19 protein-coding genes and 1 pseudogene are annotated in these 25,793 nt (G+C 65.9%); 12 read left to right on the top strand and 8 right to left on the bottom strand.

Translation table 11 applies throughout. The features are described 5' to 3' along the window. Positions 1 to 12: 12 nt before the first annotated feature. From arsH to LDZ21_RS23280, 4 genes are all read right to left on the bottom strand, one after another. The gene (gene arsH / locus LDZ21_RS23295) at positions 13 to 735 is read right to left on the bottom strand and encodes an arsenical resistance protein ArsH (protein WP_280519435.1); all 723 of its coding nucleotides are present in this window, start codon (positions 733 to 735) and stop codon (positions 13 to 15) included. Positions 736 to 765: 30 nt separating this feature from the next. Next, positions 766 to 1,836, bottom strand: a complete 1,071-nt coding sequence (gene arsB / locus LDZ21_RS23290; RefSeq protein ID WP_244796750.1) for an ACR3 family arsenite efflux transporter — start codon at positions 1,834 to 1,836, stop codon at positions 766 to 768. 444 nt (positions 1,837 to 2,280) lie between these two features. Continuing rightward, positions 2,281 to 2,604, bottom strand: a complete 324-nt coding sequence (locus LDZ21_RS23285; RefSeq protein ID WP_244796749.1) for an ArsR/SmtB family transcription factor — start codon at positions 2,602 to 2,604, stop codon at positions 2,281 to 2,283. 382 nt (positions 2,605 to 2,986) lie between these two features. Continuing rightward, entirely contained in the window at positions 2,987 to 3,427 is a 441-nt protein-coding gene (locus LDZ21_RS23280; RefSeq protein ID WP_244796316.1) for a diacylglycerol kinase, read from the bottom strand. 231 nt (positions 3,428 to 3,658) lie between these two features. Between LDZ21_RS23280 and bcsB the strand changes: the two genes are divergently transcribed. The 11 genes from bcsB (at position 3,659) to LDZ21_RS23225 (ending at position 19,558) form a co-directional block, all read left to right on the top strand. After that, positions 3,659 to 5,929 (top strand): cellulose biosynthesis cyclic di-GMP-binding regulatory protein BcsB, encoded by a 2,271-nt coding sequence (gene bcsB / locus LDZ21_RS23275; protein WP_244796315.1) that lies wholly within the window; start codon positions 3,659 to 3,661, stop codon positions 5,927 to 5,929. 3 nt (positions 5,930 to 5,932) lie between these two features. Continuing rightward, positions 5,933 to 7,120, top strand: a complete 1,188-nt coding sequence (bcsZ, locus tag LDZ21_RS23270; RefSeq protein ID WP_244796314.1) for a cellulose synthase complex periplasmic endoglucanase BcsZ — start codon at positions 5,933 to 5,935, stop codon at positions 7,118 to 7,120. After that, a complete protein-coding gene (locus LDZ21_RS23265; RefSeq protein ID WP_244796313.1) occupies positions 7,120 to 11,070 on the top strand; it encodes a cellulose synthase subunit BcsC-related outer membrane protein in 3,951 nt (1,316 codons plus the stop codon). The genes bcsZ and LDZ21_RS23265 overlap by 1 nt, the downstream gene beginning before the upstream one ends. Positions 11,071 to 11,087: 17 nt before the next feature. Beyond that, positions 11,088 to 12,995, top strand: coding sequence for a cellulose biosynthesis protein BcsE (bcsE, locus tag LDZ21_RS23260; RefSeq protein WP_244796312.1), 1,908 nt, complete (start codon positions 11,088 to 11,090; stop codon positions 12,993 to 12,995). A 2-nt stretch (positions 12,996 to 12,997) separates the two neighbouring features. After that, on the top strand, positions 12,998 to 13,207 hold the full coding sequence (locus tag LDZ21_RS23255; RefSeq protein WP_035969676.1) for a hypothetical protein: 210 nt from the start codon (positions 12,998 to 13,000) through the stop codon (positions 13,205 to 13,207). Continuing rightward, positions 13,204 to 13,971, top strand: a complete 768-nt coding sequence (bcsQ, locus tag LDZ21_RS23250; protein WP_244796311.1) for a cellulose biosynthesis protein BcsQ — start codon at positions 13,204 to 13,206, stop codon at positions 13,969 to 13,971. The genes LDZ21_RS23255 and bcsQ overlap by 4 nt, the downstream gene beginning before the upstream one ends. Beyond that, positions 13,968 to 16,496, top strand: coding sequence for a UDP-forming cellulose synthase catalytic subunit (gene bcsA, locus LDZ21_RS23245; protein WP_244796310.1), 2,529 nt, complete (start codon positions 13,968 to 13,970; stop codon positions 16,494 to 16,496). Before bcsQ ends, bcsA begins: the two co-directional genes overlap by 4 nt. A 55-nt stretch (positions 16,497 to 16,551) precedes the next feature. Next, positions 16,552 to 18,108, top strand: a complete 1,557-nt coding sequence (gene bcsG, locus LDZ21_RS23240; RefSeq protein ID WP_244796309.1) for a cellulose biosynthesis protein BcsG — start codon at positions 16,552 to 16,554, stop codon at positions 18,106 to 18,108. Continuing rightward, positions 18,105 to 18,365: a hypothetical protein gene (locus tag LDZ21_RS23235; protein ID WP_244796308.1), complete on the top strand. Its 261-nt coding sequence runs from the start codon at positions 18,105 to 18,107 to the stop codon at positions 18,363 to 18,365. The genes bcsG and LDZ21_RS23235 overlap by 4 nt, the downstream gene beginning before the upstream one ends. A 355-nt stretch (positions 18,366 to 18,720) precedes the next feature. Then, the gene (locus LDZ21_RS23230) at positions 18,721 to 19,143 is read left to right on the top strand and encodes a hypothetical protein (RefSeq protein ID WP_244796307.1); all 423 of its coding nucleotides are present in this window, start codon (positions 18,721 to 18,723) and stop codon (positions 19,141 to 19,143) included. A gap of 16 nt (positions 19,144 to 19,159) precedes the next feature. After that, complete coding sequence (locus tag LDZ21_RS23225) at positions 19,160 to 19,558, top strand: hypothetical protein (protein WP_244796306.1); 399 nt, start codon at positions 19,160 to 19,162, stop codon at positions 19,556 to 19,558. A gap of 17 nt (positions 19,559 to 19,575) precedes the next feature. Here the strand turns inward: LDZ21_RS23225 and LDZ21_RS23220 are convergent, their stop codons facing one another. The 3 genes and pseudogenes from LDZ21_RS23220 to LDZ21_RS23210 all read right to left on the bottom strand — a co-directional run bounded on the left by LDZ21_RS23220 (position 19,576) and on the right by LDZ21_RS23210 (position 22,500). Next, positions 19,576 to 20,373, bottom strand: coding sequence for an ATP-binding cassette domain-containing protein (locus LDZ21_RS23220; RefSeq protein ID WP_244796305.1), 798 nt, complete (start codon positions 20,371 to 20,373; stop codon positions 19,576 to 19,578). Continuing rightward, a complete protein-coding gene (locus LDZ21_RS23215; protein ID WP_244796304.1) occupies positions 20,370 to 21,380 on the bottom strand; it encodes an ABC transporter permease in 1,011 nt (336 codons plus the stop codon). Before LDZ21_RS23215 ends, LDZ21_RS23220 begins: the two co-directional genes overlap by 4 nt. After that, positions 21,380 to 22,500 (bottom strand): annotated as a pseudogene (locus LDZ21_RS23210) (substrate-binding domain-containing protein). Before LDZ21_RS23210 ends, LDZ21_RS23215 begins: the two are co-directional and overlap by 1 nt. 536 nt (positions 22,501 to 23,036) lie before the next feature. Between LDZ21_RS23210 and LDZ21_RS23205 the strand changes: the two are divergent. Further along, the gene (locus tag LDZ21_RS23205) at positions 23,037 to 24,443 is read left to right on the top strand and encodes an MFS transporter (protein ID WP_244796303.1); all 1,407 of its coding nucleotides are present in this window, start codon (positions 23,037 to 23,039) and stop codon (positions 24,441 to 24,443) included. A gap of 106 nt (positions 24,444 to 24,549) precedes the next feature. Here the strand turns inward: LDZ21_RS23205 and LDZ21_RS23200 are convergent, their stop codons facing one another. Further along, on the bottom strand, positions 24,550 to 25,761 hold the full coding sequence (locus tag LDZ21_RS23200; protein WP_244796302.1) for a M24 family metallopeptidase: 1,212 nt from the start codon (positions 25,759 to 25,761) through the stop codon (positions 24,550 to 24,552). Positions 25,762 to 25,793: the final 32 nt, after the last annotated feature.

Raw genomic sequence — 25,793 nt, 5'->3', positions numbered from 1 at the left:
AATACGCTGCGGTCAGATGGCCGATTGATTTACCCGCTTCATCAACGCCTCGGCGCTTTCTTTGCGTTCGCTATACCGGTCTACCAGGTACGGACCAATGTCGCGCGTCAGCAGCGTGAATTTGACCAGTTCTTCCATCACATCCACGACGCGGTCGAAATACGCTGAAGCTTTCATGCGGCCGGCTTCGTCGAACTCCATGAACGCCTTGGCCACCGACGACTGGTTGGGAATGGTCAGCATGCGCATCCATCGTCCAAGCACGCGCATCTGGTTGACGGCGTTGAACGACTGCGAGCCGCCGCTGACCTGCATCACCGCGAGCGTCTTGCCCTGGGTCGGCCGCAGCGCCCCGACCGAAAGAGGAATCCAGTCGATCTGCGCCTTCATGATGCCGGTCATCGCGCCGTGCCGCTCGGGCGAGCACCACACCATCCCTTCCGACCACAGTACCAGCTCACGCAGTTCGGCCACCTTGGGATGGCTCTCCGGCGCGTCGTCCGGCAACGGCAAGCCGCTCGGATTGAATGTGCGCACTTCGGCGCCCATTGCCGTGAGTAAGCGCGCGGCTTCTTCGCTCAGCAGACGGCTGAACGAACGCTCGCGCAGCGAACCGTAGAGCAGCAGGAAGCGCGGAGGATGGCGCGAGGCTTCGACAGGCTGCAGGCGATGGATGTCGGGTACCCGAAACAGCGCTGGATCGACCTGCGGGAGATCATTGGTGAGATCGGACACGTTCGCCCTCTGTGATTATTTCCGTATTGCTCAGGCGCGCTCGTACCAGTCCTTCGAACGGTTGACGATGCGCACGACGAGCAGCATCACCGGCACCTCGATGAGCACGCCCACGACCGTCGCGAGCGCGGCCCCTGAATTGAATCCGAACAGGCCAATTGCCGTCGCGACAGCGAGTTCGAAAAAGTTCGATGCGCCGATCAGCGCGGACGGACACGCAATGCTGTGCTTCTCACCAACAGCGCGATTGAGCCCGTACGCGAGGGCCGAGTTGAGAAACACCTGGAGCAGAATCGGTACAGCCAGGAGCACGATGACGAGCGGCTGCTTCAGGATGGCCTCGCCCTGGAAGGCGAAGAGCAGCACCAGAGTCGCCAGCAACGCGGTGATGGACCATGGGGCGATCCTTTCTATCGCCGCATCGAACGCCGCTTGTCCGTTGGCGAGCAGCGCCTTGCGCAGGATCTGCGCGAGGATGACCGGCGTCACGATGTACAGCACGACCGAGGTGAAGAGAGTCGCCCACGGCACCGTGATCGCGGAAATGCCGAGCAGCAGGCCGACGAGCGGCGCAAAGGCGACCACCATGATGCTGTCGTTCAGCGCGACCTGAGACAGCGTGAATAGCGGATCGCCACCGGTCAGCCGGCTCCACACGAAGACCATCGCTGTGCAGGGCGCGGCGGCAAGCAGGATCAGTCCCGCGACGTAGCTGTCGAGTTGCTCGGCAGGCAGCATCGGCGCAAACAGGTGCTTGACGAAAAGCCAAGCGAGCAATGCCATCGAGAATGGCTTGATCAGCCAGTTCACGACGAGCGTGACGCCGATCCCCTTGACGTGCTGGCGCACCTCGTGCAACGAGCCGAAATCGACCTTGACGAGCATCGGGATGATAATCACCCAGATCAGCAGGCCGACCGGCAAATTGACGTGCGCAACTTCCATTCGGCCGATCGCATGGAACATACCAGGCAGGACCCGGCCCAGCAGAATGCCGGCGACGATGCACAGCGCGACCCAGACGGTCAGGTAACGCTCGAAGAAGCTGATGGCCGGTTTCGCGGCCGGCTGCCCCGAAGCGGCAACGTGGGGGATGTTCATGGAAGGTTTCGATGCAGGAAGTTTGGCCTCTGAACGCCCGGCTTGCCCTCGGGAAGCACAGTGCGCGCGAACCTGTGCACGCAGGGAATGAGTAGATTCAAGGTCATGGTATTCACTGCTGGCAGCGTGCTCGACGACAGGCCGAACCAGCAGATTCAGCAGGGACGTCAAAGGGCTTTCCGCGCGGAGGGCAGCAGGACGTTGCTCCTGCGGGCGGCGATCACCGCTGTCTCTTGCCCTGTGCCGGAGCGCCATCCAGTGTATGGACGCGCTCCCGAGCAATCCTTGGCAAGCGGCAAGAGGTAGATGCGCCTTCACCGAACAGCGCCATGTCCGCGGCCTTAGTCTTCTATGGGAGCTCGGCCGCATCGTCGGCGGCGAACAGATCGAGATAGAACGCGACACTGGCTGCGAGGTCGTAAAACCGCTTCATGGAGGTCTACGTCAGCATTTTGCATAGCTCCGTGCGAAGTCAAGGCAAGGCTGCCCCTGGCAGCACTCTTCGGTCAGAAAGCCGAGCACCCCGCTCATCCGTTCGTAGTCGGCCCGATAAATCAGGCTGCGCCCGTCGCGCTCCTGCGTGACGAGGCCCGCGTGCATCAGTTCCTTCAGGTGAAACGAGAGCGTCGCGTTAGGAACGTCGAGTTGTTCCGCGATGGCGCCCGGCGTCAAACCGGTGGGCGCAGCGACGACCAGCATGCGGAATACACGCAAGCGTAGTTCGTGCGCGAGCGCCGCGAGAGCGCGGACGACGTCTTTATCTTCCATATTTCGAATATAGTCGAAATGAAGCTTGGAGGCAAGCTGCTGCGACAGGCGACTTTGCCGTACTACCGCCCAACGACCGAAGGGCGGTTTAGGGCCCGGAAACGGCCATGACACGCCCGCATCTTGCCGATACCCCGCTGCGCCGTCGCCCCCGAACAGTCATTAGGATGCCGGCCTCCCGGGGCTTAACAAACCAAGCGTTACTTCAGGAAATCGCGTTTCCTTGCCGCCTCACCGACCAAGAGTCGCCTCCTTCGCCGCACCCGGAACGCGCCATCACTCCCGGCCTCGCCGTCCAGCACTACGATCCCCCCACGCTACGCCCCCTCAAGTTTCCCCATCCCCCGCCGACATACAGATCAGTCACGTCGACACGCGCGCGTCACAGATGCGTGCTCAGCCATCGCCACACATGCGGGCCGCAGATCATGCCCCAGGTCATCGCGCTGATCACGATCGACACGGTGACCGCCGCGCTGCCGCAGTCCTTCGCTCGCCCGGAGAGTTCGTGCCGTTCCAGCGAGATGCGGTCGATCGCCGCCTCGATGCTCGAATTGATCAGCTCGACGAGCAGCACCAGCAGCACCGACGCCGCGAGCAGCACGCGCTCGGCTGTGCTCACCGGGACGAAGAAGGCGATCGGCAGCAGCACGATGGCCGCGCAGGCTTCCTGACGGAACGCGCTTTCCTCGCGCCAGGTGACGGCGATGCCGTCCCACGAGTGACGCAGCGCAAAGAGGCCGCGTAGCAGCCCGCGCCGTTTGACGATGGCGCTCTCGGTGGCGGACGACGGTGACTTGGATGATGGAGTTGGCCGGACCATGACGCGACGTGGCGGTTATTTGTTTGAAGGATGCCCGAGTTGAACCGAACTGTCCGACATTATGCGTTTGTTCCGCCCGCTCTTCGACAGCACGGGCGCGGAAATTCATCCCGAAGCGCCAGCTCCGCCCAGCCAGCCGCGGCGGCCACCCAGCCGCTCGCCGGCAACAGCCGCCACGATGCCACACATCCGCCGCGCGGCGCGCGCCCACGACTCCTTCCCGATCTGCCGATGAAATTCGCCGTACGCTTCTGCCTGTCGCTGGCAATGGCCGCCCGCGCGCTCGATGCCGCCGCACTGCCCGCCGCCGTTCCCGCATCGCCCGAAGCGCCGGCCAGCGCCAGTGTCGCCGCCGTCGCCGGTAACGGGAATGCCAGCGCCACGACCATCCACGTCCCGTTCTCCGCGCTCGGCGCGTGGCAGCCGCTGCAGTTGCGCGGCCTCGAAGACGCGCGCTCGGTGGCGCTCGGCGTGCGGCTCGACCGCGTCGTCACCGGCGCGCGCCTGCGTCTTCGCTATACGTATTCGCCCGCGTTGCTCTTCCCGCTGTCGCACGTGAAGGTGTCGATCAACAACGAAGTCATCGCCACCGTGCCGTTCGACAAGGAGCACGCCGGCTCGGTCGTCACGCAGGACATCCCGCTCGATCCGCGCCTCTTCACCGACTACAACCAGTTCGGGCTGCGCTTCATCGGCCATTACACGCTCGATCACTGCGAAGATCCCGCGAACACCGCGCTGTGGGCCGACATCAGCCCGGCGAGCGAATTCATCCTCGATACCGCGCCCATCAAGCTGCCGAACGACCTCGCTCTGTTGCCCGCGCCGTTCTTCGATGCCCGCGACGTCAACCGCCTCACGCTCCCGTTCGTGCTGCCCGCATCGCCCGACACCGCGACGCTCAAAAGCGCGGGCGTGCTCGCATCCTGGTTCGGCTCGCTCGCCGATTACCGGCAGGCGCGCTTCCCGGCGCTGGGCGCGTTGCCCGCGAACGAGCACGCGGTCGTCATCGGTACGCGCGACCGCTTGCCGGCTCGTCTCGACCTGCCGCGCATCGAAGGGCCGACGATCCTCGTCGCCGATAACCCCTCGTCCGCCGATCGCAAGCTGCTGGTCGTGACCGGCCGCAACGCAGCGGAAGTCGATCAGGCGGTCTATGCGCTCGTGCTCGGCCGCACGGCCATGTCGGGCGCGTCCGCGAAGGTCGAGCGCGTGGATATCGGCAAGCCGCGCGAGCCCTACGACGCGCCGCGCTGGATGCCGACGAACCGCCCGGTGAGCTTCAAGGAACTCGTCGGCGATACGTCGCAGCTGCAGGTGTCGGGAAGCGCGCCCGACGCGATCCGCCTCAATCTGCGCGTGCCCGCCGATCTGTTCTCGTGGAACTCCGCGGGCGTGCCGCTGAATCTGAAGTACCGCTATACCGCGCCGACCGTGCAGAACAACTCCGCGCTCGCGGTCGATATCAACGACCAGCTCGTGAAGTCGTTCCGCCTGCCCGTCGCCAAAGCCGACGACAGCGAGGGCCGCATCCAGTTGCCGCTACTGTCCGGCGCGAACAGCGGCGCGGCCAACGCGCTCGACATTCCCGCGTTCCGCGTCGGCAGCTCGAACCAGTTGCAGTTGCGCTTCAACCTCGATTCGCAGAAGACCGGCCTGTGCGCGGGCGTGCCGACCAATCCTGCGCGTGCAGCCGTCGATCCCGATTCGACCATCGACTTCTCCGGCTTCGTGCATTACGCGCAGATGCCGAATCTCGCGTACTTCGCCAACAGCGGCTTCCCGTTCACGCGATACGCCGATCTCTCGCAAACGGCCATCGTGATTCCCGACCGTCCCGCTCCGAGCGAACTCGAAGCGATGCTGACGATGCTCGGTCACATGGGCCAGTGGACCGGCTTCCCGAGCCTGCGCGTGACGATCGCGCGTCCCGGCGACATGCCCGCGCTCGCGCAGAAGGATCTGCTCGTGATCGGCGGCGCGCCGTCGTCGCCGGTGTTCGCACGCTGGCGCGATGCGCTGCCGCTCAGCATCGGCAATCCGGCCGCGCAAAAGGACGGGCTCGCGCGGGCGGCGTTTTCGATTCAGGAGCAGTGGCGCGACGGCAAGCGTGTCACGCACGGCGGCGCATCGCTCGATCAGAGCGGACCGCTCGCCGCGCTGATGGGCTTCCAGTCGCCGGGCGCGGAAGGGCGCAGCGTGATCGCGCTGGCCGCGACCGACCACGGCCGTCTCGGCGACCTGCTCGACGTGTTCGAACGGTCCGAACGCATCACGCAAGTGCAGGGCGACGTGTCGCTCGTGCGGCGCGGCGGCGTCGACAGCATGCGCGTCGGCGAAAGCTATGTCGTCGGCTATGTGCCGTGGTACGCGAAGCTGTGGAGCCACGCGGTGGCGCATCCGGTGCTGCTCGGTCTTTTCGGCGCGCTCTCGGGCCTGCTGCTCGCCGTCGCCGCATTCGCTGCGCTTCAGGAACTGGCCTCGCGCCGCAAGGGGCTTTGAGCGATGACTTCCGTTCTTCGCCGTCTGGCCGGCGTGATTGCGATGGCGGCGCTCGGCGTGGCGCTCGCCGCGAACGCAAGCGCGGGTGAACTCGCCGCGCAAGGCGAGGGCGCGAGCGCGCCGCTCGTCTGCCAGCCGTCGTGGCCGCGCTGGGATGCGTTCAAGCGCCGCTTCGTCTCGCAGGACGGCCGCGTGATCGACGTCGGCTCGGCCGATGAACGCACGGTGTCGGAAGGGCAGTCGTACGCGCTTTTCTTCGCGCTCGTCGCCAACGACCGCGCGAGCTTCGACACCATCCTCCACTGGACCGAAGACAAGCTCGCCGCCGGCGACCTCACCGCGCGTCTGCCCGCCTGGCTATGGGGCCGCGACGCGTCGGGCGCGTTGCGCGTGCTCGATACGAACGCCGCCTCGGACGCCGATCTGTGGATCGCCTACGCGCTGCTCGAAGCGGGCCGCGCGTGGGGCGAGCGCAGCTATACGGCGCGCGGCGCAGCGCTCGCACGGCGCGTGCTGGACGAGGAAAGCGCGATGGTACCCGGCCTCGGCCTCACGCTTTTGCCCGGCCTGACAGGGTTTCATCCGTCAGCCGATGTGTGGCGCGTGAATCCCAGCTATGCGCCGCTGCAGGTGATTCGAGGCATCGGCGCACGGCTGCCGGACGATGCGCGCTGGCCGCGCCTCGCCGCTTCGTCGGCGCGCATGCTGATCGATTCCGCGCCGCGCGGATTCTCGCCCGACTGGGCGCTGTATCGGGCGAATCACGGTTTCCAGCCGGACGGCGATACCCAGGCCGAAAGCGCCTACAACGCGATCCGCGTCTATCTGTGGACGGGCATGCTGGCCTCGTCCGACGATGCGCGCGCCGGTCTCCTGCAACGTTTCGCACCGTTCGCGGCCTACATCGGCGAGCACGGCGCGCCGCCCGAGCGCGTCGATACGCGCACGGGCCGCGCCGGTCCGAACGACGGCAACGCGGGCTTCTCCGCCGCCGCCGTGCCGTTCCTCACGGCGCTCGGCGACACGCGTCTCGCGGACGCTCAGGCCGCTCGCGCGCAAGCCGAAACCGCGCCCGGCTATTACACGAGCGTGCTGACCCTGTTCGGCCTCGGCTGGCGCGAGGGACGTTACCGCTTCGCGGCGGATGGCGCGTTGCAGACGGCGGCATCGCAATGCGGAGGCATCCGCTGATGCGCGCGCTTCGCACGAAACCGGGCCGGTTGCGGGCCGCGCTGATATCGGCGAGCGCCGTGTGCGCGGCGCAACTGCCGGCGATGACCGCGCACGCCGCGATCCCCGAGGCCGGGCGCAATGCTGGGGCGCAAGCCGATGCGCCTGCGCTGCCCCCGATGGCCGACCGCCTCTACGGCACCGCGCGCGCGTGGGCGAACCGGCATCGCGACGATCTCGCGTTGCAGGCCATCGATAAGGCGTTGCTGATCGCGCCAAACGAGCCGCGTCTTCTCGCGGAACTCGTGCGCATTCAGCTGCGGCTCGGCCAGGCGCAGAAAGCGCAGGCGACGATCACGCGCCTGAAAGCCGCCGCGCCCGGCACTGTCCTCACGCGGCAAGTCGACGACGAATACCGCGTCGCGGTGAGCGGGCGTCAGGAGATGGCGACCATCCGGCTGCTGTCGCGCAGCGGCCAGTCGGAAGAAGCCGCGCGCCGTCTGAGCGCGCTGTTTCCGAACGGCGCGCCGTCCGGGGCGCTGGGCGCCGAGTACTATCAGATGATGGCGGCGACGCCCGCGCGCCGGAACGAGGCGCTCGATGCGCTGCATCGCCGGGTCGCCGCCGATCCCGATGACGTCGACGCCGCGCTGACGCTCGCCCGGCTGCTGGGCGCGAGCGACGCGACGCGCGCCGAGGCGAACCGCATCGCGTGGAAGCTGGCGACGCACACCGACGCCGACCGCAACACGGCGCTCGACGTGTGGCGTCACGTGCTGCAATCGGCCGGCGCGGACACCGCGTATCTGCCGGCGCTGCGCGCGTATCTCGCGCTCGTTCCCGACGACGCCGAATTCAAGGACCGCGCCGACCTGCTCGACGCGCGCATCCAGGCGCAGAAGAAGCTGGAACGCGATCCGGATTACATCGCGCAACAACGCGGCCTTGCGGCGCTCACGCGCGGCGATGTCGCGGCGGCCGAGCCCTTGCTCGCGCGCGCTGCCGCCGCCCGCCCGAGCGATGCGGACGCCGTCGGCGGTCTCGGTCTCGTACGTATGCGCGCGGGCCAGCGCGACGAAGCACGCGCTTTGTTCGAGCGCGCAGCCGCGCTCGCACCCGACAACCGCGCGAAATGGCAGAGTCTCGCGCGCACCGCGCAGTTCTGGGGCACGCTCGCACACGCCCGCGACGCCGCGAGCGCGGGCAAGCCGGCCGATGCCGAACGCTACGCCCGCGAAGCCCTCGCGATGCAGCCCGGCAATGCCGACGCCCAACTCATGCTCGCCGATGCGCTGCTCGCGCAAGGCGACTGGCGCGCCGCCGAACCGATGCTGCGCGCCCAGCTCGACGGCCCCGCGCCGAGCCTTCCTGCGCTGCGCAGCACGCGCACGCTGCTCGAAAGCACGGGCCGCGGCGATCAGGTCGCGCCGCTCATCGAAGCCCTGCAAAGCCGTTTCGCCGATGCCGGCGATCGCCAGAGCCTCGTCGCGATGCGCGCGGACCTCATCGCGGCCAACGCGCAACAACTCGCCGGGCGCGGCCTGAACGGTCCGGCGGCGCAGCAGTACGAAGCGTCGCTGCGCGTCGCGCCGGATCAGCCGTGGACGCGCTTCGCGCTCGCACGCATCTATCAGAACCTGGGCTTGCCGCAACTGGGCCGCGCCGTCATGGACGACGGCCTCGCGCGCACGCCGACCACGCCGATGCGTTACGCGAGCGCGCTGTATCGCAATTCGACGGACGATCTCGCCGGCGCACGCGCGGCGCTCGCATCCGTGCCGGACACCGAACGCACCGACGCGATGCACGCGCTCGCCCGCAATCTCGACGCCCAGCAGGCGTTGATCGATGCCCGCGCCGCCTGGGCGCGCAACGATGCGGCCACGGCTCAGGCATCGCTCGATCGCGCGCAGTCCGCTGCGTCCGATGATCCGAACATGCTCGCGTCGATCGGCTCGCTGTATATCGATCACGGCGAGACGCCGCGCGGTCTCGCGCTGCTGCGCGACTGGATGAAGGCGCATCCCGAGGAGACCGACGCCGATGTGCGCCTGCGCTACGGCGATCTGCTCGGCGCGGCGAGACGCGAAACGGAACTCGCCGATGTGCTCGCGCAAGTGCGCGGCGCGGCTACGCTGACGCCGCGCCAATCGGAACGGCTCGAAGATCAGTCGCTGCGGATGGTGCTGCGCCAGGCCGACGACGCCATCGCCGCAACCGACTACGCACGCGCCCGCACACTGCTCGCCACCGTGAGCGACGCTGGCCGCCGTGACAAACGCTATGCGTTCGAAGTGGCGGATCTCGCCCGCGTGCAGGGCGACTACGCGGCGGCGCGCGCGGCGCTCGCGCCGGTGCTGGCCGCATCGCCCGACGATGTCGAGACGCAGCTTTCGCTCGCGCGCGTGCTGGGCGACAGCGGCGGCAGCGGCGAGCGCAAGGACGCGCTCGCGATCGTGCGCCGCGTGGTCGATGCCGCGCCGCCCGACGATATCGACACGCGCCTGTCCGCCGCCCGCCGTCTGTCCGCGTTGCGCCGCCCGCAGGACGCGCGGGGCATCGTGCAACCGCTGCGCACCGCGTATCCGGCGCGGCCGGACGTGACCTTGCAGGCGGGACGCGTCGCGGAAGACCTCGGCGATTACGCGGATGCGGCGTCGCTCTACCGGCTGTCGATGGATCAGGAGCGCGCGGCCGGCATCGCGCCCGCGTTCGGCACGCCCGCCGGCGCAATCCGCCCGACGCCCGCGCAATCGGCCTTCGACGACCTCGGCCAGCGCCGCAACCCGGAAGTGGAGACGGGCTGGATTCCCGCGTACAAGTCCGGCGATGCGGGCGTGTCCGAGTATCACGCGCAGCAGGTGCCGTTGTACGTGCAGATTCCGTATCGCTACGACGGCCATTTCTTCGTTCATGCCGATGCGGTGCATCTGGACGCGGGGACGCTCGATGTCAGCGGCCTCGGCGGATCGACGGTGCCGTTCGCCGTCAACACGTTCGGCACGACGGCGGGCTTTTTCAGCGATGCGGCGGCGCTGCGCAGCTATGCGGGGGGCGCCGTCACCTCGGGCGACCTGCATCAGCACGCGAATGGGCTTGGCGGCGGCGTCGGCTACGTGTCGGACACGTGGCGCTTCGACCTCGGCTCGACACCGCTCGGCTTCCCGGTGCATTACCTCGTCGGCGGCGCGCGTTACCGGTTCGATGCGGGACCGGCGAGCTTCTCGGTGTCGGCGTCGCGCCGTCCGGTGACGAGCAGCGAACTCGCCTACGCGGGACTCACCGATCCGCTCACGCATACCGTCTGGGGCGGCGTGCGGCGCGACGGCGTGGATTTTCATGTGGGCGCGGATATCGGCAGGATCGAAACCTTCGCGGATATCGGCGTCGGCATGCTGACCGGGCGCAATGTCGCGAGCAACCGGGAATTCACGCTGCGCACCGGCTTCAGCGTGCCCGTGTATCAGCGCGCGACGATGCGCGTGCTGACCGGTCTCGTCGGCAATGCGTGGCATTACACGGACAACCTGCGCTACTACACGTTCGGGCAAGGCGGCTATTACAGCCCGCAGCGGTATTTGTCGCTCGGCGTGCCGCTGGAATTCATGGGCAAGCGCAACGGCTTCATGTGGGACGTCACGGTGACGGCTGGCGTTTCGAACTCGTATGAAAAGGATTCGCGGTACTTCCCGAATGGGCTGCCGTCGGTGGCGGGACTTTCCCCGGTCGATATCAGCCAGCTCAAGTTCACCGGTGGCTCGACGCAGGGCGTGAGCTTCTCGTATGGCGTTGCTGCGACCGTCGAGTACCGGCTGAATCCGCAACTGGCCGTCGGGGCGCGCGTGAGCATCGATCATTCGCATGACTACGCGCCCAGCTCCGGCATGGTCTACGCGCGCTTCGCCTTCTCGGCGCGCAAGGACGATTACCGCATCAGCCCGTCGCCGGTGCGGCTGTATTCGAGTTATTGACCGGCGGCGGAAAACGAATGAGCACTGACTTGAACCCACCGAAGAGCGCGGCCGTGCAGCCGGATGCAACATCGCCGCGTGCGCCCGGCGTGCTGTCGGCGCTCGCTCAGTTTGCGCGCGCGCGTCTTTCCCGCGCTGCCGATACGCCCGCCCGCCTCGGCATCGATGCGCTGCCGGACGATCTCGCCACGCTCGAACACGGTGCGCTGTACGCGGTGCAGCTTGCGCCGCGCTCGCCCGAATGCGATGCGCTGATCTGGGAAACGGTGCGCGCGGCGGGCGAACGCCCCGTGACCGTCGTGCTGGCGCGCGAACGCGCTCAGGCCGCCGCGCGTCTTCGCGAGCTCGGCTTCTCGGGATCGGCCGCGTCGGGCTGGCCGCGCCGGCTGAACGTGCTGGCGATGCCCGACGAGCCGGTTTCCCGCGACGAAGCCGCTCCGAACCGCGAAGCGCCGCCTGCGCTCGCGCGCCTCTTTGGCGGCTTGCGGGCGTTGCGACGCTTCGGCTTGCGCCGCGATGCGCTCTTCATCGTCGAAGGTGCGCAACGCTGGTTCACGTGGACCGATGCGACGGCGCTCGCGCGTGAAGCACGCCTGCTCGCCGACTGGTGCGCGACACACGGCATCGCGATGCTTCTGCTGCTCGGCGACGATGCCGCCGCGCCTGAATCCGATGTATCGCCGGATTTCGACGAAGCCAGCGACAAGTCGAGCGGACGCGAACTGAACGGCGCGTGCGCGGGCGTCGCGCGCGTGCGGCGCACGGACGGGGAGCTGTCGTGGCAGGTCGATTTCTGGCGCGCGGGCAAGGCGCTCGTCACCGGCGATACGCGCGCGCTGCGCTTCACCGCCGAGGGCCGGTTGAGCGTCGCGTCGCCGGAAGCGAAAAGCGCAGGGATGCGGATTGCGCACGACGAAGACCGCGTCGTCGTATGCCGGGCCGTGACCGGCGACGAGCCGTGGGTGCCGCGCAGCTGGGAACTGCTCGACGACCGCGACGCCGTCGTCGCCGCCTGCCGCGATGCGCGCGCCGCGACGGTCGTGCTCGCGCATCACAACGGCGCGCAGCTCGAACAACTGTGCGAAGCGGTGCATGCGCTGCGGCGCCGCAGCGGGCGCGCGCTCAAGATCGTCGTGGTGGAGCGGGGCGAATTCCTGCGGCATCAGTACGAACTGCTGATGCTGAGCCTCGGCGCGAACGCGGTCGTTGGCCGCGACACGCCGTTTTCGCGGCTCGAATCGATGCTGCAATCGGTGCAGGGCCAGCTCTATACGCGGCCGCTGATGCCGGATTACCGCACCGCGCTCGCCGCATCGCTCGCCGATGCCGCGCTCGGCTATCTGAACGTCGCCGCGTTCTGCGCGCAGGCGCAGGCGGCGCTCGCACGCGGCGCGATGCTGCGTCTGCCGCACGTGCTCGCGAAGCTCGCGCTGCCGCCCGCGCTCGCTCACGTCGATGCGCTCGGCCAGTGCCGTCCGCGCCGCGCCGGCGACGTCTTCACCGCCGATGCGGCGCATCTCTACGTCTTTCTCTTCGGCTGCCGGCGCTCGGACGCCGACGCCGCGCTCGCGCGCATCTTCACCGCGCCGGTGGAAGGCATCGCGGAGAAGGTCACGTATCTGTCCAACGAGGGCATCGCGGCGGAACTGGACGCGCTCGACGCCGCGAACTGCCGCACGCCGGCTGCGGACTACAGCGATCTGTTCGCGGGCCCGACGCCCGCCGACCAGGCTGCGTCACCGGCTGCCAGAGCGGCGGAACCGGAGTCCGTGCGGCGCGTGCGTGCCGAACTGGACGCGCTGCACGAGGTGCTGGAACACGAGGCGCGCGGGCATCGCGCGGATTTGACCGTCTCGGCCGAAGCCATGCCGCGCGTGCGTCGCGCGGTGCCGGCCCGCATGCCGCTCGCCGGATCGAGGAACTGAGAATGGACACTCTGCTGATTTTCGCGGTAATGGGTGCGCTCGCGGGCGTGCCCGTGTGGATCGTGTGGCAGCGGCGCAGTGCGCGCAGCGGCCTGATCGCCGCGCGTCGCTTCGATCCGCGTGACGCCGTGCCGTGCCGCATCGAAGCTGTCGCGCTCAACGGGCGTCTGCTGCCGGACGCCGATGCCGCCCGTGCCGAGGCCAAAGCATGAAGACCATCGCCCTGATTTCGACGACGGGCGGCGCGGGCCGCACCACGCTCGCCGCCACGCTCGCGGTGCTGCTCGCGCGACGCGGCCGCGATGTCGTCGCGATCGACTTCGATCCGCAGAACATGCTCGGCGCGTGGCTCGGACTGGACGCCCTCGCGCCGCATGGCATTGCACATGCGCTGACCGGCGCATCGCGCGCGTGGCACGCGCACACGTGGCGCAACGACGACGGCGTGCTGTTCGTGCCGCACGGTCAAGTCACGCTCGACGAAGCCGCCGCCTGCGATACGCAGCTCGCCGCGCATCCGCAATGGCTCGAAAACGCGATCGCGGAGATCGCGCTGCCGGAAAGCGGCGTCGTGGTGATCGACACGCCGCGTTATCCGTCGCGTCAGGCGCAGCAGGCCGCGCGTGCCGCCGATCTGGTGCTGTGCGTGTGTCCGCCCGATCCCGCCGCCTGCGCGGCGTTTGTCGCACATCTGCCCGCGTTGCGCGAAGCGTGCGGCGATGTGCGCGTCGTCGTGAATCGCCTGAATCCGGCGCGCGAAATGCAGCGCGATGTCCTTGCAATGCTGCGTGCGGCGGCGGGCGGCCTGCCGGTGGCGCAGCGCATCCACATGGAAGCGGCGCTGCCGGAGGCGTTCGCGCGAGGCGCGTGGGTCATCGACGAAGCGCCCCATACGCAGGCATCGCACGACCTGCACGGGCTCGCGCAACACGTCGATGCGTGGCTGCCCGAGATCGAAGCGAGTATCGCGGCATGAATGCAACGAACGTAAAGACGCGCCGCGAGCGCGCCGTCGACTGGATCGCGCAAGGGCTCGGCTTGCCCGCTCGACGCTCGCCGTTCGACTGGTGCGTGCGCCTCTTCTTCAAGCCGCCGCGCGAAGGCCGGCGCGACATCGCCCGCGAACTGCTGCGCGCGTTCCTGCTCGCGTGGGCGCACGAGTGGGGCGTGATCGACGTACGCGATCCGTGGGCGTGGCTCCTGCGCGCGTTCGTGCGCGCGCCGCGCGAAGGCGGCCGGACGGTGACCGAAAGCGCGGCGCGCGTGCTCGATGCCGTCGAACGGATGCTGACGCCGGTGGCCGCCGCGATCGTCGCGGTCAAGCGCAGGGTCGACGCACGCATCGACCGCCTGCCGTGGGCGCGTGTTGGCGCGCGTATGGAAGGCGGCGCGACGCGCATCGGCCAGGTGCGTTGGGCGCTGCCCGCCATCACCGCGTTCGGCGCGCTGATCTGGCTCTTGGTCGGCACGTCGCCGCTCGGCTCGGGTGGGCAGTTCGCATTTTTTGCGGTGCTCGCGGTCTTCTCGCTGGTGATCCGCCGTCTGCCGGGACGCCTGCCGGTGCTGGTGCTCGCGACGCTCGCGATGCTCGTGACGGCGCGCTATATCTGGTGGCGCACCACGCAGACGCTCGACTTCCGCACGCCGACGGAAGCGATCGTCGGCTACGCGCTGTACGGGGCCGAAGCCTATACGTGGATCGTGCTGCTGTTCGGCTTCGTGCAGACCGCATGGCCGCTGGAGCGCACGGTCTCGAAGCTGCCGGACGATCCTGCGGACTGGCCGAGCGTCGACATCTATATCCCGACGTACAACGAGCCGCTCGCCGTGGTGAAGCCGACGCTCTTCGCCGCGCAAGGCATCGACTGGCCCGCGGACAAGCTGCGCGTGTATCTGCTCGACGACGGGCATCGCCCGGAATTCGAGGCGCTGGCGCGCGAGGCGGGTATCGGCTACATCACGCGCGACGACAACAAGCACGCGAAGGCGGGCAACATCAACCGGGCGCTCGCGAAGACGACGGGCGAGTACATCGCCATTTTCGATTGCGATCACGTCCCGACGCGCTCGTTCCTGCAAACGACGATGGGCATCTTCTTCGCCGATGCCAAATGCGCGATGGTGCAGACGCCGCATCACTTCTTCTCGCCCGATCCGTTCGAGCGCAATCTCGGCACGTTCCGCCGCGTGCCGAACGAAGGCAATCTGTTCTACGGACTCGTGCAGGCGGGCAACGACCTGTGGAACGCGACGTTCTTCTGCGGCTCGTGCGCGGTCATCAAGCGCGGGCCGCTCGAGGAAGTGGGCGGCATCGCGGTGGAAACCGTGACCGAGGACGCGCATACGGCGCTCAAGCTGCATCGGCGCGGCTACACGACCGCCTATCTGCCGACCGTGCAGGCAGCCGGTCTCGCCACCGAAAGCCTCGCGAGCCACATCAAGCAGCGCACGCGCTGGGCGCGCGGCATGGCGCAGATTTTCCGCATCGACAATCCGTTTCTCGGGCGCGGGCTGAACTTCTTTCAGCGCCTGTGCTACGGCAACGCGATGCTGCACTTCTTCTACGGCATTCCGCGCCTCGTCTTCCTGACGATGCCGATGTGGTACCTGTTCTTCCAGATGTACTTCATCAACGCGGCGGCGACGACGATCGCGAGCTTCGTGCTGCCTTACATCGTGATCGCGAACATCGCGAATTCACGGATGCAGGGCAAGTTCCGGCATTCGTTCTGGGCTGAAGTCTACGAGTCGGTGCTCGCGTGGTATATCGCGCTGCCGACGACCATCGCGTTCATCAGCCCGAAGCACGGCAAGTTCAACGTGACGGACAAGGGCGGGCGCATCGACGAGACGTATATCGACTGGGCGATGAGCAAGCCGTATCTGTTCCTGCTCGGCCTCAATGCGGTGGCGATGTCGGTCGGCATCGTGCGCCTCCTGTTCGGTGCGGGCGACGAAGCCGCGACCATCCTGATGAACGTCTTCTGGACGATCTACAACCTCATCATGCTCGGCGCGGCAGTGAGCGTCGCACGCGAGGCGAGGCAGGTGCGCGCGACGCATCGCATCGCAATGACGATGCCCGCGACGCTCGTGATGAACGACGGCAGCATGGCCGCTTGCACGACCAGCGACTATTCGACGGGCGGGCTCGGGCTCGTCGTCGAGCCGGGCAGTCTCGCGCTGAATGCCGGCGATTCGCTCGGCGTCGTCGTGAGCCGGGGCGAGCGGCAATTCCACTTCCCGGTGCGCGTGACGCGGCTGGCCGGCGCGCATCTGGGCGTGAGCTTCGATTCCCTGACGCTCGAAGAGGAGCGGCGTCTCATGCAATGCACGTTTGGCCGCGCGGATGCGTGGATCGAATGGGACGAGCGCACCGAAAAGGATTCGCCGCTCAAGGGCCTGAAGGAAGTGCTGTTGATGGGGGTGGAAGGCTATGCGCGCCTTTTCGATGGAGCGCGCCGGGCGCTGATTTCCGGACTCGCGCCCGAGCGGCATTAAAGCTTTGCCGCGTTTGTGCCGTAGATGATGCAGCGATCGCACACTCTCAAACACGATGACGTTCTGGAATCTGTATTTCATCAGCAAGCTGGCGTTGTTCTCGACCGGCCACCTGGAGCCGCTGTGGCTTGCAAACATCGGCTTCGCGCTGGCGCTCGCGATGAGCGCGCCGCTGCGTTCGCGGCTGTGGCGCGCGATGCGGCTGGTCGCGGGGCTGGCCGTCGGCTTGCCGCTGATGTATCGCGAGGCGAACGTGCCGCCGTTCGGGCGCATCGTCGCGGAGTTCGGCAATCTGAGCACGTTCAGCTTCGGCTACTGGCTCGAACTGCTGCCGCGCTTTCTTCCGCCGATGCTGGTCGGCATCGCGCTGTGCGGACTGTTGGTGTACGTGATTATCAATCGATGGCTGCGCGTCGCCACCTTCGTGATGCTCGCGCTCTTCGTGCTGCCGGTGTGGCAGGGCGCAAATGCGGTGCTGGCGCGCGTCCATGCCGCGCCGGTGCAGGCAAGCGCAGTTGCAACTAATGGTCCGTCCGCCGGACCGCTGGACTACAACGCGACGCTCGCGGCATTCCGGGCAAAAGAATCGCAGCGGCAGGTGAGCTTCGGCCATGCGTCGGCCAATGCGAGCGAGCAGTTCGATGTCATCGTGCTGCATATTTGCTCGCTGTCGTGGGACGACCTCGATGTATCGAAGGCGCGCAATCATCCGTTCCTGTCGCGCTTCGATTATCTGTTCACCAACTTCAGCACGGCGGCGAGTTACAGCGGCCCGGCGGCGATTCGCGTGCTTCGTGCGTCGTGCGGTCAGGAAGCGCACGCGGACCTGTACAAGGATGCGCCGGCGCAATGTCATCTGATGGCCGATCTGGCGCAGGCGGGCTACACGCCGCAAGTGACGTTCAATCACGACGGCCACTTCGACAACTTCACGCAGCTCGTGAAGGACAACGTGGGCGTGCCGAACGTGCCGTTCGTCTCGAACGCCGCCGCGCCCGTCGCGATGCACGCATTCGACGGCTCCCCGATCATGGACGACTACGGCACGCTCGCGAACTGGTATGCGCAGCGCGCGCAGACGCCTGGGCCGGTGGCGCTGTACTACAACACAATCAGCCTGCACGACGGCAACCGGCTTTCGAACAGCAAGCTGTCGAGTCTCGAGTCGTATCCCGTCCGCGTGAACAAGCTGATGAGCGACTTCGACAAGTTCGCGGACCTGATCGCGCAATCGGGACGTCGCGCGGTGATCGTGTTCGTGCCCGAGCATGGCGCGGCGCTGCGCGGCGACAATAATCAGGTCGCGGGCCTGCGTGAGATTCCGACGCCGAGCGTGATTCACGGTCCCGTCGGCGTGCGGCTCGTGGGCTTTGCGGGCAATCATGGGCCGACGACCGTCGTCGATCAGCCGACGGGGCATCTCGCGGTCGCGCAACTGCTGTCGAATCTGGTAGCGGATAGTCCGTTCAAGCCGGGTGTGACGCTGTCGCAGTACGCGTCGAAGTTGCCGGAGACGCAGATGATCGGCGAGAACGAAAGCACCGTGACGATGAAGACGGCCACGGGTTACGTCGTGAAAACGCCGGATGGCGTGTGGGTGGAGCAGAAATGAGCGACACGACGAGGCGTTCGGTTCCTTCGAAGGCGGCGCGCGCGGTGCACGACGTCGACGCGCTGGCGCAGAAGCTGCCGGGGCTCGACGCCGCGCGCTACTTCGACTCGCAAGCCGACGAGGAATATCGCGCCGCTCTCACGCGCTGGCCGGTGATGGCGCGCCTGATGAAGCTCGCGCCTTGCGAGACGGTCTTTTCGGACGAGGTGGCAAAGCCGCTTGTCGCCGTCGAAAACGCGCCTGCCGCTTTTCCTTGAACGCCTTGCGTCCCTCGCGGGCGTCGTCGGTCACGAAGCGGATCGTCTAAAGATCGCGCTCATATCGGATCGCCTCTTCCATCGGCTTGCTGAACGCAGCGCCAAGATTCGACGCGGGTATCGGTCGCGCGCTGCAAGACGCGGGCGTGCATTAGCAGACCGCAAGCCCCCGGCCCAACTAACCAAACGCAATCTTTCAACCGAACCGGCTGACGGATTGACTTCGTTTAGTCGCCGTCAGGAAAAGTTACCGTCACGCGTCGCCCCTTTCGGTAAAAACAGGGTTTATATGGATGCGATCGAGCGTTCTATCCGCCGATACTCATTCAACAGACCTAATTCACCGGAGCAAACGATGGCACGAGCATTTCTTACTCATCAGCAGATTTTCGATCAGGGCGTCGCTCACCTTCTGAGTCAAGGTGGCGCGTCGCTGTTGCCGCGCGGAGGCGGGGCGTATCGCGCACGATGCGGCGGCTGTCCGGTCGGCGCACTCGTGCGTCCGAACGACTACCGCACGTCGATGGAGGGCGTGCCGGTCCGCTTCGTCATCGCTGAAACGGTGCGCATTCCCGGCTACATGGATGCGGGCGTCGCGGCGCTCAAGCGAGCACTCTTGCGCGCACGCATCAACATCTATTCGCAAGAGACCATCGAACTGTTGAGCTGCCTTCAGAACGTGCACGATGTCTTCGGCATCTGGGAATGGAACGACCGTTTGCGGTCCATCGCGAGACAGTTCGGACTGTCGACGCACAGCCTCTTGCGGGCAGCCTGATCGCGCGGAGCGGACGATGAGAAGCAACGACGAAATCTTCGCCACCGTGCGGTCGCATCTGCTTTCGCAGGCAGCCATTTCCGAAGACGATGGCGGAAGTTGCCGCCTGCGAGGCCGCGACGGACGCCGCTGCGCGATCGGCGTTCTGATCGACGATCGCTACTACAGCGAGCGGCTCGAAGGGCTGGGGATCGGCTACTACAAGGCGGGGCAGGACGGCCCGCTTCTGCAGGCGCTCGCGCTGTCCGGTGTGGATGCGCATGAACCGCGCGTCGCGGCGATGCTGCAGGATCTCGAAGACCTGCACGATGCCGCCGAAGTTGCCGAGTGGCCGGTCCAACTCGATGCGCTCGCCCGGCGCTATGGGATAAAGGCGAGCGGGTCGCTGGTTCAGCGCGAACTTGCGTGTGCGTGAGGCGATGCGTGCGACTGCTATGCGGTCGTCGCCCGCATCGCACGATATTCGCGCCGCACGATATCCATTAGCTCTGCCACCGACGTTTCCGCGCTGCGCTGCTCATACGTCACGCGGCCGCGCTGCATCAACATGATGCGGTCCGCAATGTCGAGCGTTTGCGCGTAGTTGTGCATGATCATGATGATCGAAAGCCCGCCTTTCTCCTTGAGCCGCATCACCAGATCGATGATGAGCGCCGCTTCACGTGCGCCCATCGCGGCGAGCGGTTCATCGAGCAACAGGATCCTCGCGTTCGAATTGACTGCGCGCGCCACCGCGATCGCCTGACGCTGCCCGCCCGACAGCCGCTCCACCGGCAGATCCACTGACGGCACGTGAACGCCGATGTCGTCGAGACATTGCGCCGCGCGCTCGCGCATCTGCCTGTGATCGACGAGACGCAGCAGACGCCCCGGCCCTTGCCGCACGATCTCGCGATTGAGGAACATGTTGTGATAGATCGACAACGAGTTCGCGAGGGCAAGGTCCTGATACACACATTCGATGCCGAGCGCGCGTGCGTGATCGACGTTGCGCAGCAGCGTCTCTTCGCCGTGCACATGCAGCGTCCCGCCCGTCTGCTGATGAAAGCCCGTGAGTATCTTGACGAGCGTGGACTTGCCCGCGCCGTTGTCGCCGAGTATGCCGAGAATCTCGCCCTTGCCGAGCGTGAACGATACGCCGTCGAGTGCGGTCACCGCGCCGAAGCGCTTCACGAGCGTGTCGCCGCGCAGCGCAAGAGAGGAGGGCGCGACTTGCGATGCATCCATCATCGTCCTCCTCTGCGCCGGATGCGTCCGACGTGTATGTTGAAGATCATCGCGGCGAGAATGGCCGCTCCCAGAATGATGTTGAACGTGAACGCGTTGATGCCGATGAGCGTAAAACCATCGCTCAGGATGCCGAGCACGGCCGCGCCGAGCAGGCCGCCGACGATCGTGCCCGAGCCGCCCGTCAGCGGCGTGCCGCCGATCACCGCCGCGGCCACGGCGAGGAACATGATCTGATTGCCGCCCGCTTGCGGATCGATTGACGTGATGCGAAATCCTTCGAGAATCCCCGTGAATCCCGCAAGCACCGCGGCGAGCACGAAGTTTCCAAGGCGCAGGCGATTGACGTGAATGCCCGCTTCACTCGCGCCGAGCGGGTTGGCGCCCGCCGCCTGCGTGTGCAGGCCCCATCGCGTATGACGCAACAACACATGCATGATGAACGCGAGCGCGACCGTCCAGATGATCTCGCTGTATCCCCACGAGCCCATGATCGCCGCGAACCCCGGTGAACCCGGCGTGGCAGCGGGCGTGCCGCGCGACATCGTGAGCGTGATGCCGTTGATCAGGAACAGCGTGCCGAGCGTCGTGACGAAGGAGGGCAAGCGCAGGAACACTGTGACCGCACCATTCAGGAATCCTATGATAGCGGCGGCGACGAGCCCTGCAATGACGGCAAGCCACATCGGCGCGCCTGCTTCGTTGGCGAACACCATGATGAACGGAGTAAATGCGAACACCATCCCCGCTGAAAGGTCGATGTCGCCCCCGATCATCAGCATGATCTCGCCGAACGCGATGATCGCCACCGGCGCGATGAACTGCGACAGGTTGACGAGGCTCGCGTTGGACAACAGGAAGTCGTGATTGACGATCTGAAAATACGCTGCGAGCAGGATCGCCACGAGCAGGATGCGCAATTCCGCCGCCCAGTGCGATGTCCACGCGCCGCGCGGCCGGTCGAGCCGCGCGGGCGTCCGTGCTTCGCCGGGTTGCTTGACCGTGTTCATTACGATTTGATGGCGCCGCTCATCGGCACGATTTGCGGTTTCGTCGTCTTGCCCTCATAGCGCGTCGATGTGTTGAGATACGGCTCGACGGTGCTCTTCGTCACGAACTTGAGACCGGTGTTGACGTTCGCCGGCCCGACGAGCCCGCCCGAAGCAAGGAACGTGAACGCTTCCATCACGGTGTAAAACCCTTGCACGTACGGTTGCTGGTCGATGGTGAAGTCGAGGAAGCCTTCGTGAATGAGCTGGGTCGTCTGCGGCAGCAAGTCGAAGCCGCCGCCGTGCACGCCCTTAGACGGCAGGTTCGATTCCTTCATCACTTGCGCGACGCCTTGCGTGCTGCCGGCGTCGACGGCGAACATGCCCTTCAGGTCCTGATGGCCGAGGAAGAACGCCTTGATCTTCGACAGTTCTTCGTTGACGGTCGCGCCCGTGGCCACGGTCTGAATATCGATCTTCTTGCCGGACTTCTTGATGGCGTCGCTCGCGCCGTCGAGACGCGGCTGAATGTTGAGCTGACCGGGCGTCGCGATGAACAGTGCAACGAGGCCGCTATCGACGAGGCTTACGATGCGCTCTCCCATCTGATATCCCGACAGATAAAGTTCCTGACGATGTAAGCGAGGCGCGGGTTCGTCTTGCCGCGCGGGGCGTCGGCGTTGTATGCGAACACCGGGATGCCGGCGTCGAGCGCAGCCTGGATCGGCTTGTCGAATGCGTTCGGATCGACGATGGGCACGGCGATGGCGTCGGCTTTTGCCGCGATGGCGGAGTTCACCGCGCGGACCATTTCGCCTGCATCCGAGTTGGCCGAACCCGTCCATTGATAGTCAATGCCCAACATCGAGCACGCGTCCTGAATGCCGTACTGCGTCGGAACGAAGAACGGATTCGTCGTGACGTGGTTCACGAACACGATCTTCCAGCGCTTGTGCTGCGGAAACGCTGCTTCGGCGGCCTGCGCTGAGGAGATCAAGCCGCCCGAGACGCCGCCGGCCGCGCCGAGAAGCGAGAGCGCGGCGCCGAGCCCCGCGCCTTGCATTAGCCCGCGTCGCGCCGCGTTGACCGGTCCGGTGCCGATTGCGTTGCCTTCTTGTGAATCGTCCTGCTTCTGCGCCATGTCTTCCTCCGGTCCTGTTTCTGGTTAGGTCCTTCGTCGAACTTGCTATGCACTGGCTGGCAATCGGATTCGTGCTGCAACGGCTGCTTCGGCGGGCGCTTAAGATCGCGATTTCAGTCTGAATCCCACACTTCGGAATCGACTCGACGCTGCGCCTTAATTTGAATTAGGCAAACTATATGCAGGGCGTTTGCGCGTTTCGATTAGCGTTTTCCCGGTACGGGAGAGGAAATAGTCTTGCTAATCGATTACGTTTTGAGTGGGGCGTAGCGGGGTTTTCGCCGGGTGACGCTGCCGGTTGTAGTGAAATGAAAGCTTGCGCTGGCCGGTGTGAATCTTCCGGCGGACTACGTCAAGCGTCAAAGATATGGATTCCTGATCGGATGGCGAGCCGGCGTTGATGGAAGCCGGCGAGTCCAGGCATGAAGCGCAACTGCGTTACGATGCGTTCTACATGTAGCGATACGCAAGGCGTGCGCGCGATCGAAGTGCTCCTTCGACGCGTGCCTGAATTGCCGAGCCAACCCGAAGGTGCCATGCGACAACTGGACGACGAGAAAGCGAACGGGAGTGCGGCATACCGCCCCCCACATACCGATAGCCTCGCCCACGAAAACCGCGAATCAGCGATAGATGAGGAGCATGACGCGTCCGCAGTCGGGCGCACCGGGCCACTGAACGAAGCGGCGCTTCTCGGCCGCAAAACCCCGCCGTGGCCGGATTCCGCAGCGGCGAATCCGGGACATCACGCGCCTGGCGGCAAGCGAAGCGTGGTGCGCGCGCTTGCCGGTCTGCTGGTCGGCTACGCGTTCCTCATCGTGGGAAATGGCCTTTTTCAGACGCTCATTCCGCTGCGCGTGCTGCAATCAGGCGCGTCGACGCTGGTCATTGGCCTGATCCAGTCGGGCTATTACGCGGGCTTCATATTGGGTGCGTTCATCAATCGAAGGCTGATTGATCGCATCGGGCAGCATCGGACCTTCGTTGCATTCTCGGCGGCGGCGTCCATCCTCGCGTTTGCGTTCGGCGCCGCAGAATCGCCGTGGACGCTCGGCTTCATTCGCCTGCTCACGGGCATGGCATTCATGGGACTGTACACGTCCGTCGAAAGCTGGCTGAACGGCACCGTCGAGAATGAAAAGCGCGGTCAGGTCTTCGGCTTGTACGCGGCCATCAACTACCTCGCGGTAGGCAGCGGCCAGTTTCTATTGAACGTGGGTGGCGGATCGGCGGCGCATCAGTTCTCGATCGCCGCAGCACTTTTCGCGGCGGCCGTCATGCCGGTGACGCTCATGGAAGGGTGGCCCGTCAAGGTCGACGACTCGAACCTCGATCGCGTCCCGGCGCGCAGCTGGAAAGAGAGCCTGCAGGAGATGATGGTAGCGACGCCGCTTGCCGTGCCGGGCTGCATTCTTGCCGGATTCATCTATAGCAACTTCTATTCGCTCATGCCGGTGTATCTGGATCGAACCGGCTTCTCTACACATGATCTCGCGACGTTCATGGGCGTCGCGCTCATCGGTGCGCTCCTTCCGCAGTTTCCGATGGGGCGTCTGTCGGATCGGATCGACCGGCGGCGACTCGTCTATTACACAGCGGCTATTTCGGCTGTGCTGAGTCTCTTGCTGTTCACCCTGAACTTTCGGATCGTCACGTGGTGCGCAACACTGGCTTACGTCGCCGTGACGTTCACACAATACGGGCTGATCGTATCGCATGTACAGGATCGCACCGAGTCGCATCTGCGGGTCGCGGTGTCGGCGATGCTGCTCGTGCTCTTCTCGCTTGGAGGGATGATCGGCCCGACGCTGGCTTCCGCGCTGATGACGCTCACTGGTCCGCGCGGACTGTTCCTGTTCAATGCGCTTTCGTGCGTGCTGTTGGCGCTGAGCGCGAGGCGTGCGCTTCGTTTGGGGACCGAAACATCGGCGGCGGGCGTATAGCACGATAGAAGCGGGGCGCATGTACTCGTCGCGACGACGCGCAAGCTGTGGTTCGCTTTGCGCGTGGAGTAACCGATATGGTCTCGACTTTTCAACTCGATGAAGTTCAAAGCCAGTCCGTCTCGAAGCCGCAACCGGTGAGCGATACGCAGCCTGCCTCGCCGATCACGACCTGTTGTTCGAGCTTGACGCCCTGCGTTCCGCCTTCCGCGCCGATATAACTCTCGACGCATATCGTCATGCCGGCTTCGAAGCGTCCGTCGTATCCGGCACTGTCCCAGTCCACCTGATGAGCGATCGACGGATACTCGTCTACCATGCCGATGCCATGCGCGAGGCAGCAATAGCGGTTCTTGATGTACTGGTCCGGTATCGTCCATGCCCGATCCGCGAACTCCTTGAACGTCATGCCGGAACGTAGCAGGTCCATGTTGTAGTGGACCTGCGAATAGGCAAGCTCATAGAGCTTGCGTTGCTCGTCCGAGGGGCGGCTGTCACCCACGAGCCATGTGCGTGAGATATCGGAACAGTAACCATATGGACCCACCATGTCGGTGTCGAATGCAAGCAGATCGCCTGTTTGAAGCACGCGCGTCGAGCACTCGTGCATCCACGGATTCGTTCGGTCGCCGGACGCAAGCAGTCGCGTTTCGATCCATTCGCCGCCATGCTTGATATTCTCGAAGTGCAGATGCGCCCAGAGTTCGTTCTCGGTCATCCCCGGACGAAGCTCTCGCCGCATGCGCTCGATGCCTTTCTCCGCAGTGCGCAAGGACTCGCCAACAAGCACGAGTTCGCCCGGTGATTTGATCATTCGTGCGGTTTCCATCAGCGCTTGCCCGTCCAGAAGCGCGATGCCGTGCTTCTGCAGGTACGCGGTGCCCAAGGGATCGAGACGGTCGACGGCCAGCCGCCGGGTCTCGCCGGCATGTTGGCGCAAGACGTCGACGATCTCCGCGCCCCACGTCCCCGCACGCCGCTCCGCTTCGTGGCCTGCGTTGAAGAAGGTCCAGCTTAGCGCGCCGCGCAACTCGACGTTGAGATCGAGTCCGTCCCATACGTGCTCGCTGCTATGAAACTCCCAGGCAACGATGCGGCCATCTGCGAAGACCAGCACATAGCGGGCAGGATTGCGCCCCGCCCATACCTGCATGTTCGACGTATCCGTTGCATAGCGGATGTTGACCGGGTCGTACAGCAAGATCGCCGGGCATTCGTGCTTGCGCAATTGCTCTTGAACGCGCGCCAGCCGATACGCCCTGACTTCACGAAGAACGCTGTCTTCCACTCCGTTATCGACCGCAATGCTCGCACTCATCGACTGCTCCGTTCTTCGTTGTGATGTGGGGC

The organism is Caballeronia grimmiae (assembly GCF_022879615.1).
GTDB lineage: Bacteria > Pseudomonadota > Gammaproteobacteria > Burkholderiales > Burkholderiaceae > Caballeronia > Caballeronia grimmiae.
Note: the sequence above shows the minus strand (reverse complement) of the source record. Positions and strands in the feature narration are given on the sequence as shown.

Excerpts from the sequence above, each read along its gene's own strand:
- arsB (WP_244796750.1), bottom strand. The coding sequence starts at position 1,836 with ATGAACATCCCCCACGTTGCCGCTTCGGGGCAGCCGGCCGCGAAACCG.
- LDZ21_RS23285 (WP_244796749.1), bottom strand. The coding sequence starts at position 2,604 with ATGGAAGATAAAGACGTCGTCCGCGCTCTCGCGGCGCTCGCGCACGAA.
- LDZ21_RS23280 (WP_244796316.1), bottom strand. The coding sequence starts at position 3,427 with ATGGTCCGGCCAACTCCATCATCCAAGTCACCGTCGTCCGCCACCGAG.
- bcsB (WP_244796315.1), top strand. The coding sequence starts at position 3,659 with ATGAAATTCGCCGTACGCTTCTGCCTGTCGCTGGCAATGGCCGCCCGC.
- bcsZ (WP_244796314.1), top strand. The coding sequence starts at position 5,933 with ATGACTTCCGTTCTTCGCCGTCTGGCCGGCGTGATTGCGATGGCGGCG.
- LDZ21_RS23265 (WP_244796313.1), top strand. The coding sequence starts at position 7,120 with ATGCGCGCGCTTCGCACGAAACCGGGCCGGTTGCGGGCCGCGCTGATA.
- bcsE (WP_244796312.1), top strand. The coding sequence starts at position 11,088 with ATGAGCACTGACTTGAACCCACCGAAGAGCGCGGCCGTGCAGCCGGAT.
- LDZ21_RS23255 (WP_035969676.1), top strand. The coding sequence starts at position 12,998 with ATGGACACTCTGCTGATTTTCGCGGTAATGGGTGCGCTCGCGGGCGTG.
- bcsQ (WP_244796311.1), top strand. The coding sequence starts at position 13,204 with ATGAAGACCATCGCCCTGATTTCGACGACGGGCGGCGCGGGCCGCACC.
- bcsA (WP_244796310.1), top strand. The coding sequence starts at position 13,968 with ATGAATGCAACGAACGTAAAGACGCGCCGCGAGCGCGCCGTCGACTGG.
- bcsG (WP_244796309.1), top strand. The coding sequence starts at position 16,552 with ATGACGTTCTGGAATCTGTATTTCATCAGCAAGCTGGCGTTGTTCTCG.
- LDZ21_RS23235 (WP_244796308.1), top strand. The coding sequence starts at position 18,105 with ATGAGCGACACGACGAGGCGTTCGGTTCCTTCGAAGGCGGCGCGCGCG.
- LDZ21_RS23230 (WP_244796307.1), top strand. The coding sequence starts at position 18,721 with ATGGCACGAGCATTTCTTACTCATCAGCAGATTTTCGATCAGGGCGTC.
- LDZ21_RS23225 (WP_244796306.1), top strand. The coding sequence starts at position 19,160 with ATGAGAAGCAACGACGAAATCTTCGCCACCGTGCGGTCGCATCTGCTT.
- LDZ21_RS23220 (WP_244796305.1), bottom strand. The coding sequence starts at position 20,373 with ATGATGGATGCATCGCAAGTCGCGCCCTCCTCTCTTGCGCTGCGCGGC.
- LDZ21_RS23215 (WP_244796304.1), bottom strand. The coding sequence starts at position 21,380 with ATGAACACGGTCAAGCAACCCGGCGAAGCACGGACGCCCGCGCGGCTC.
- LDZ21_RS23205 (WP_244796303.1), top strand. The coding sequence starts at position 23,037 with ATGCGACAACTGGACGACGAGAAAGCGAACGGGAGTGCGGCATACCGC.
- LDZ21_RS23200 (WP_244796302.1), bottom strand. The coding sequence starts at position 25,761 with ATGAGTGCGAGCATTGCGGTCGATAACGGAGTGGAAGACAGCGTTCTT.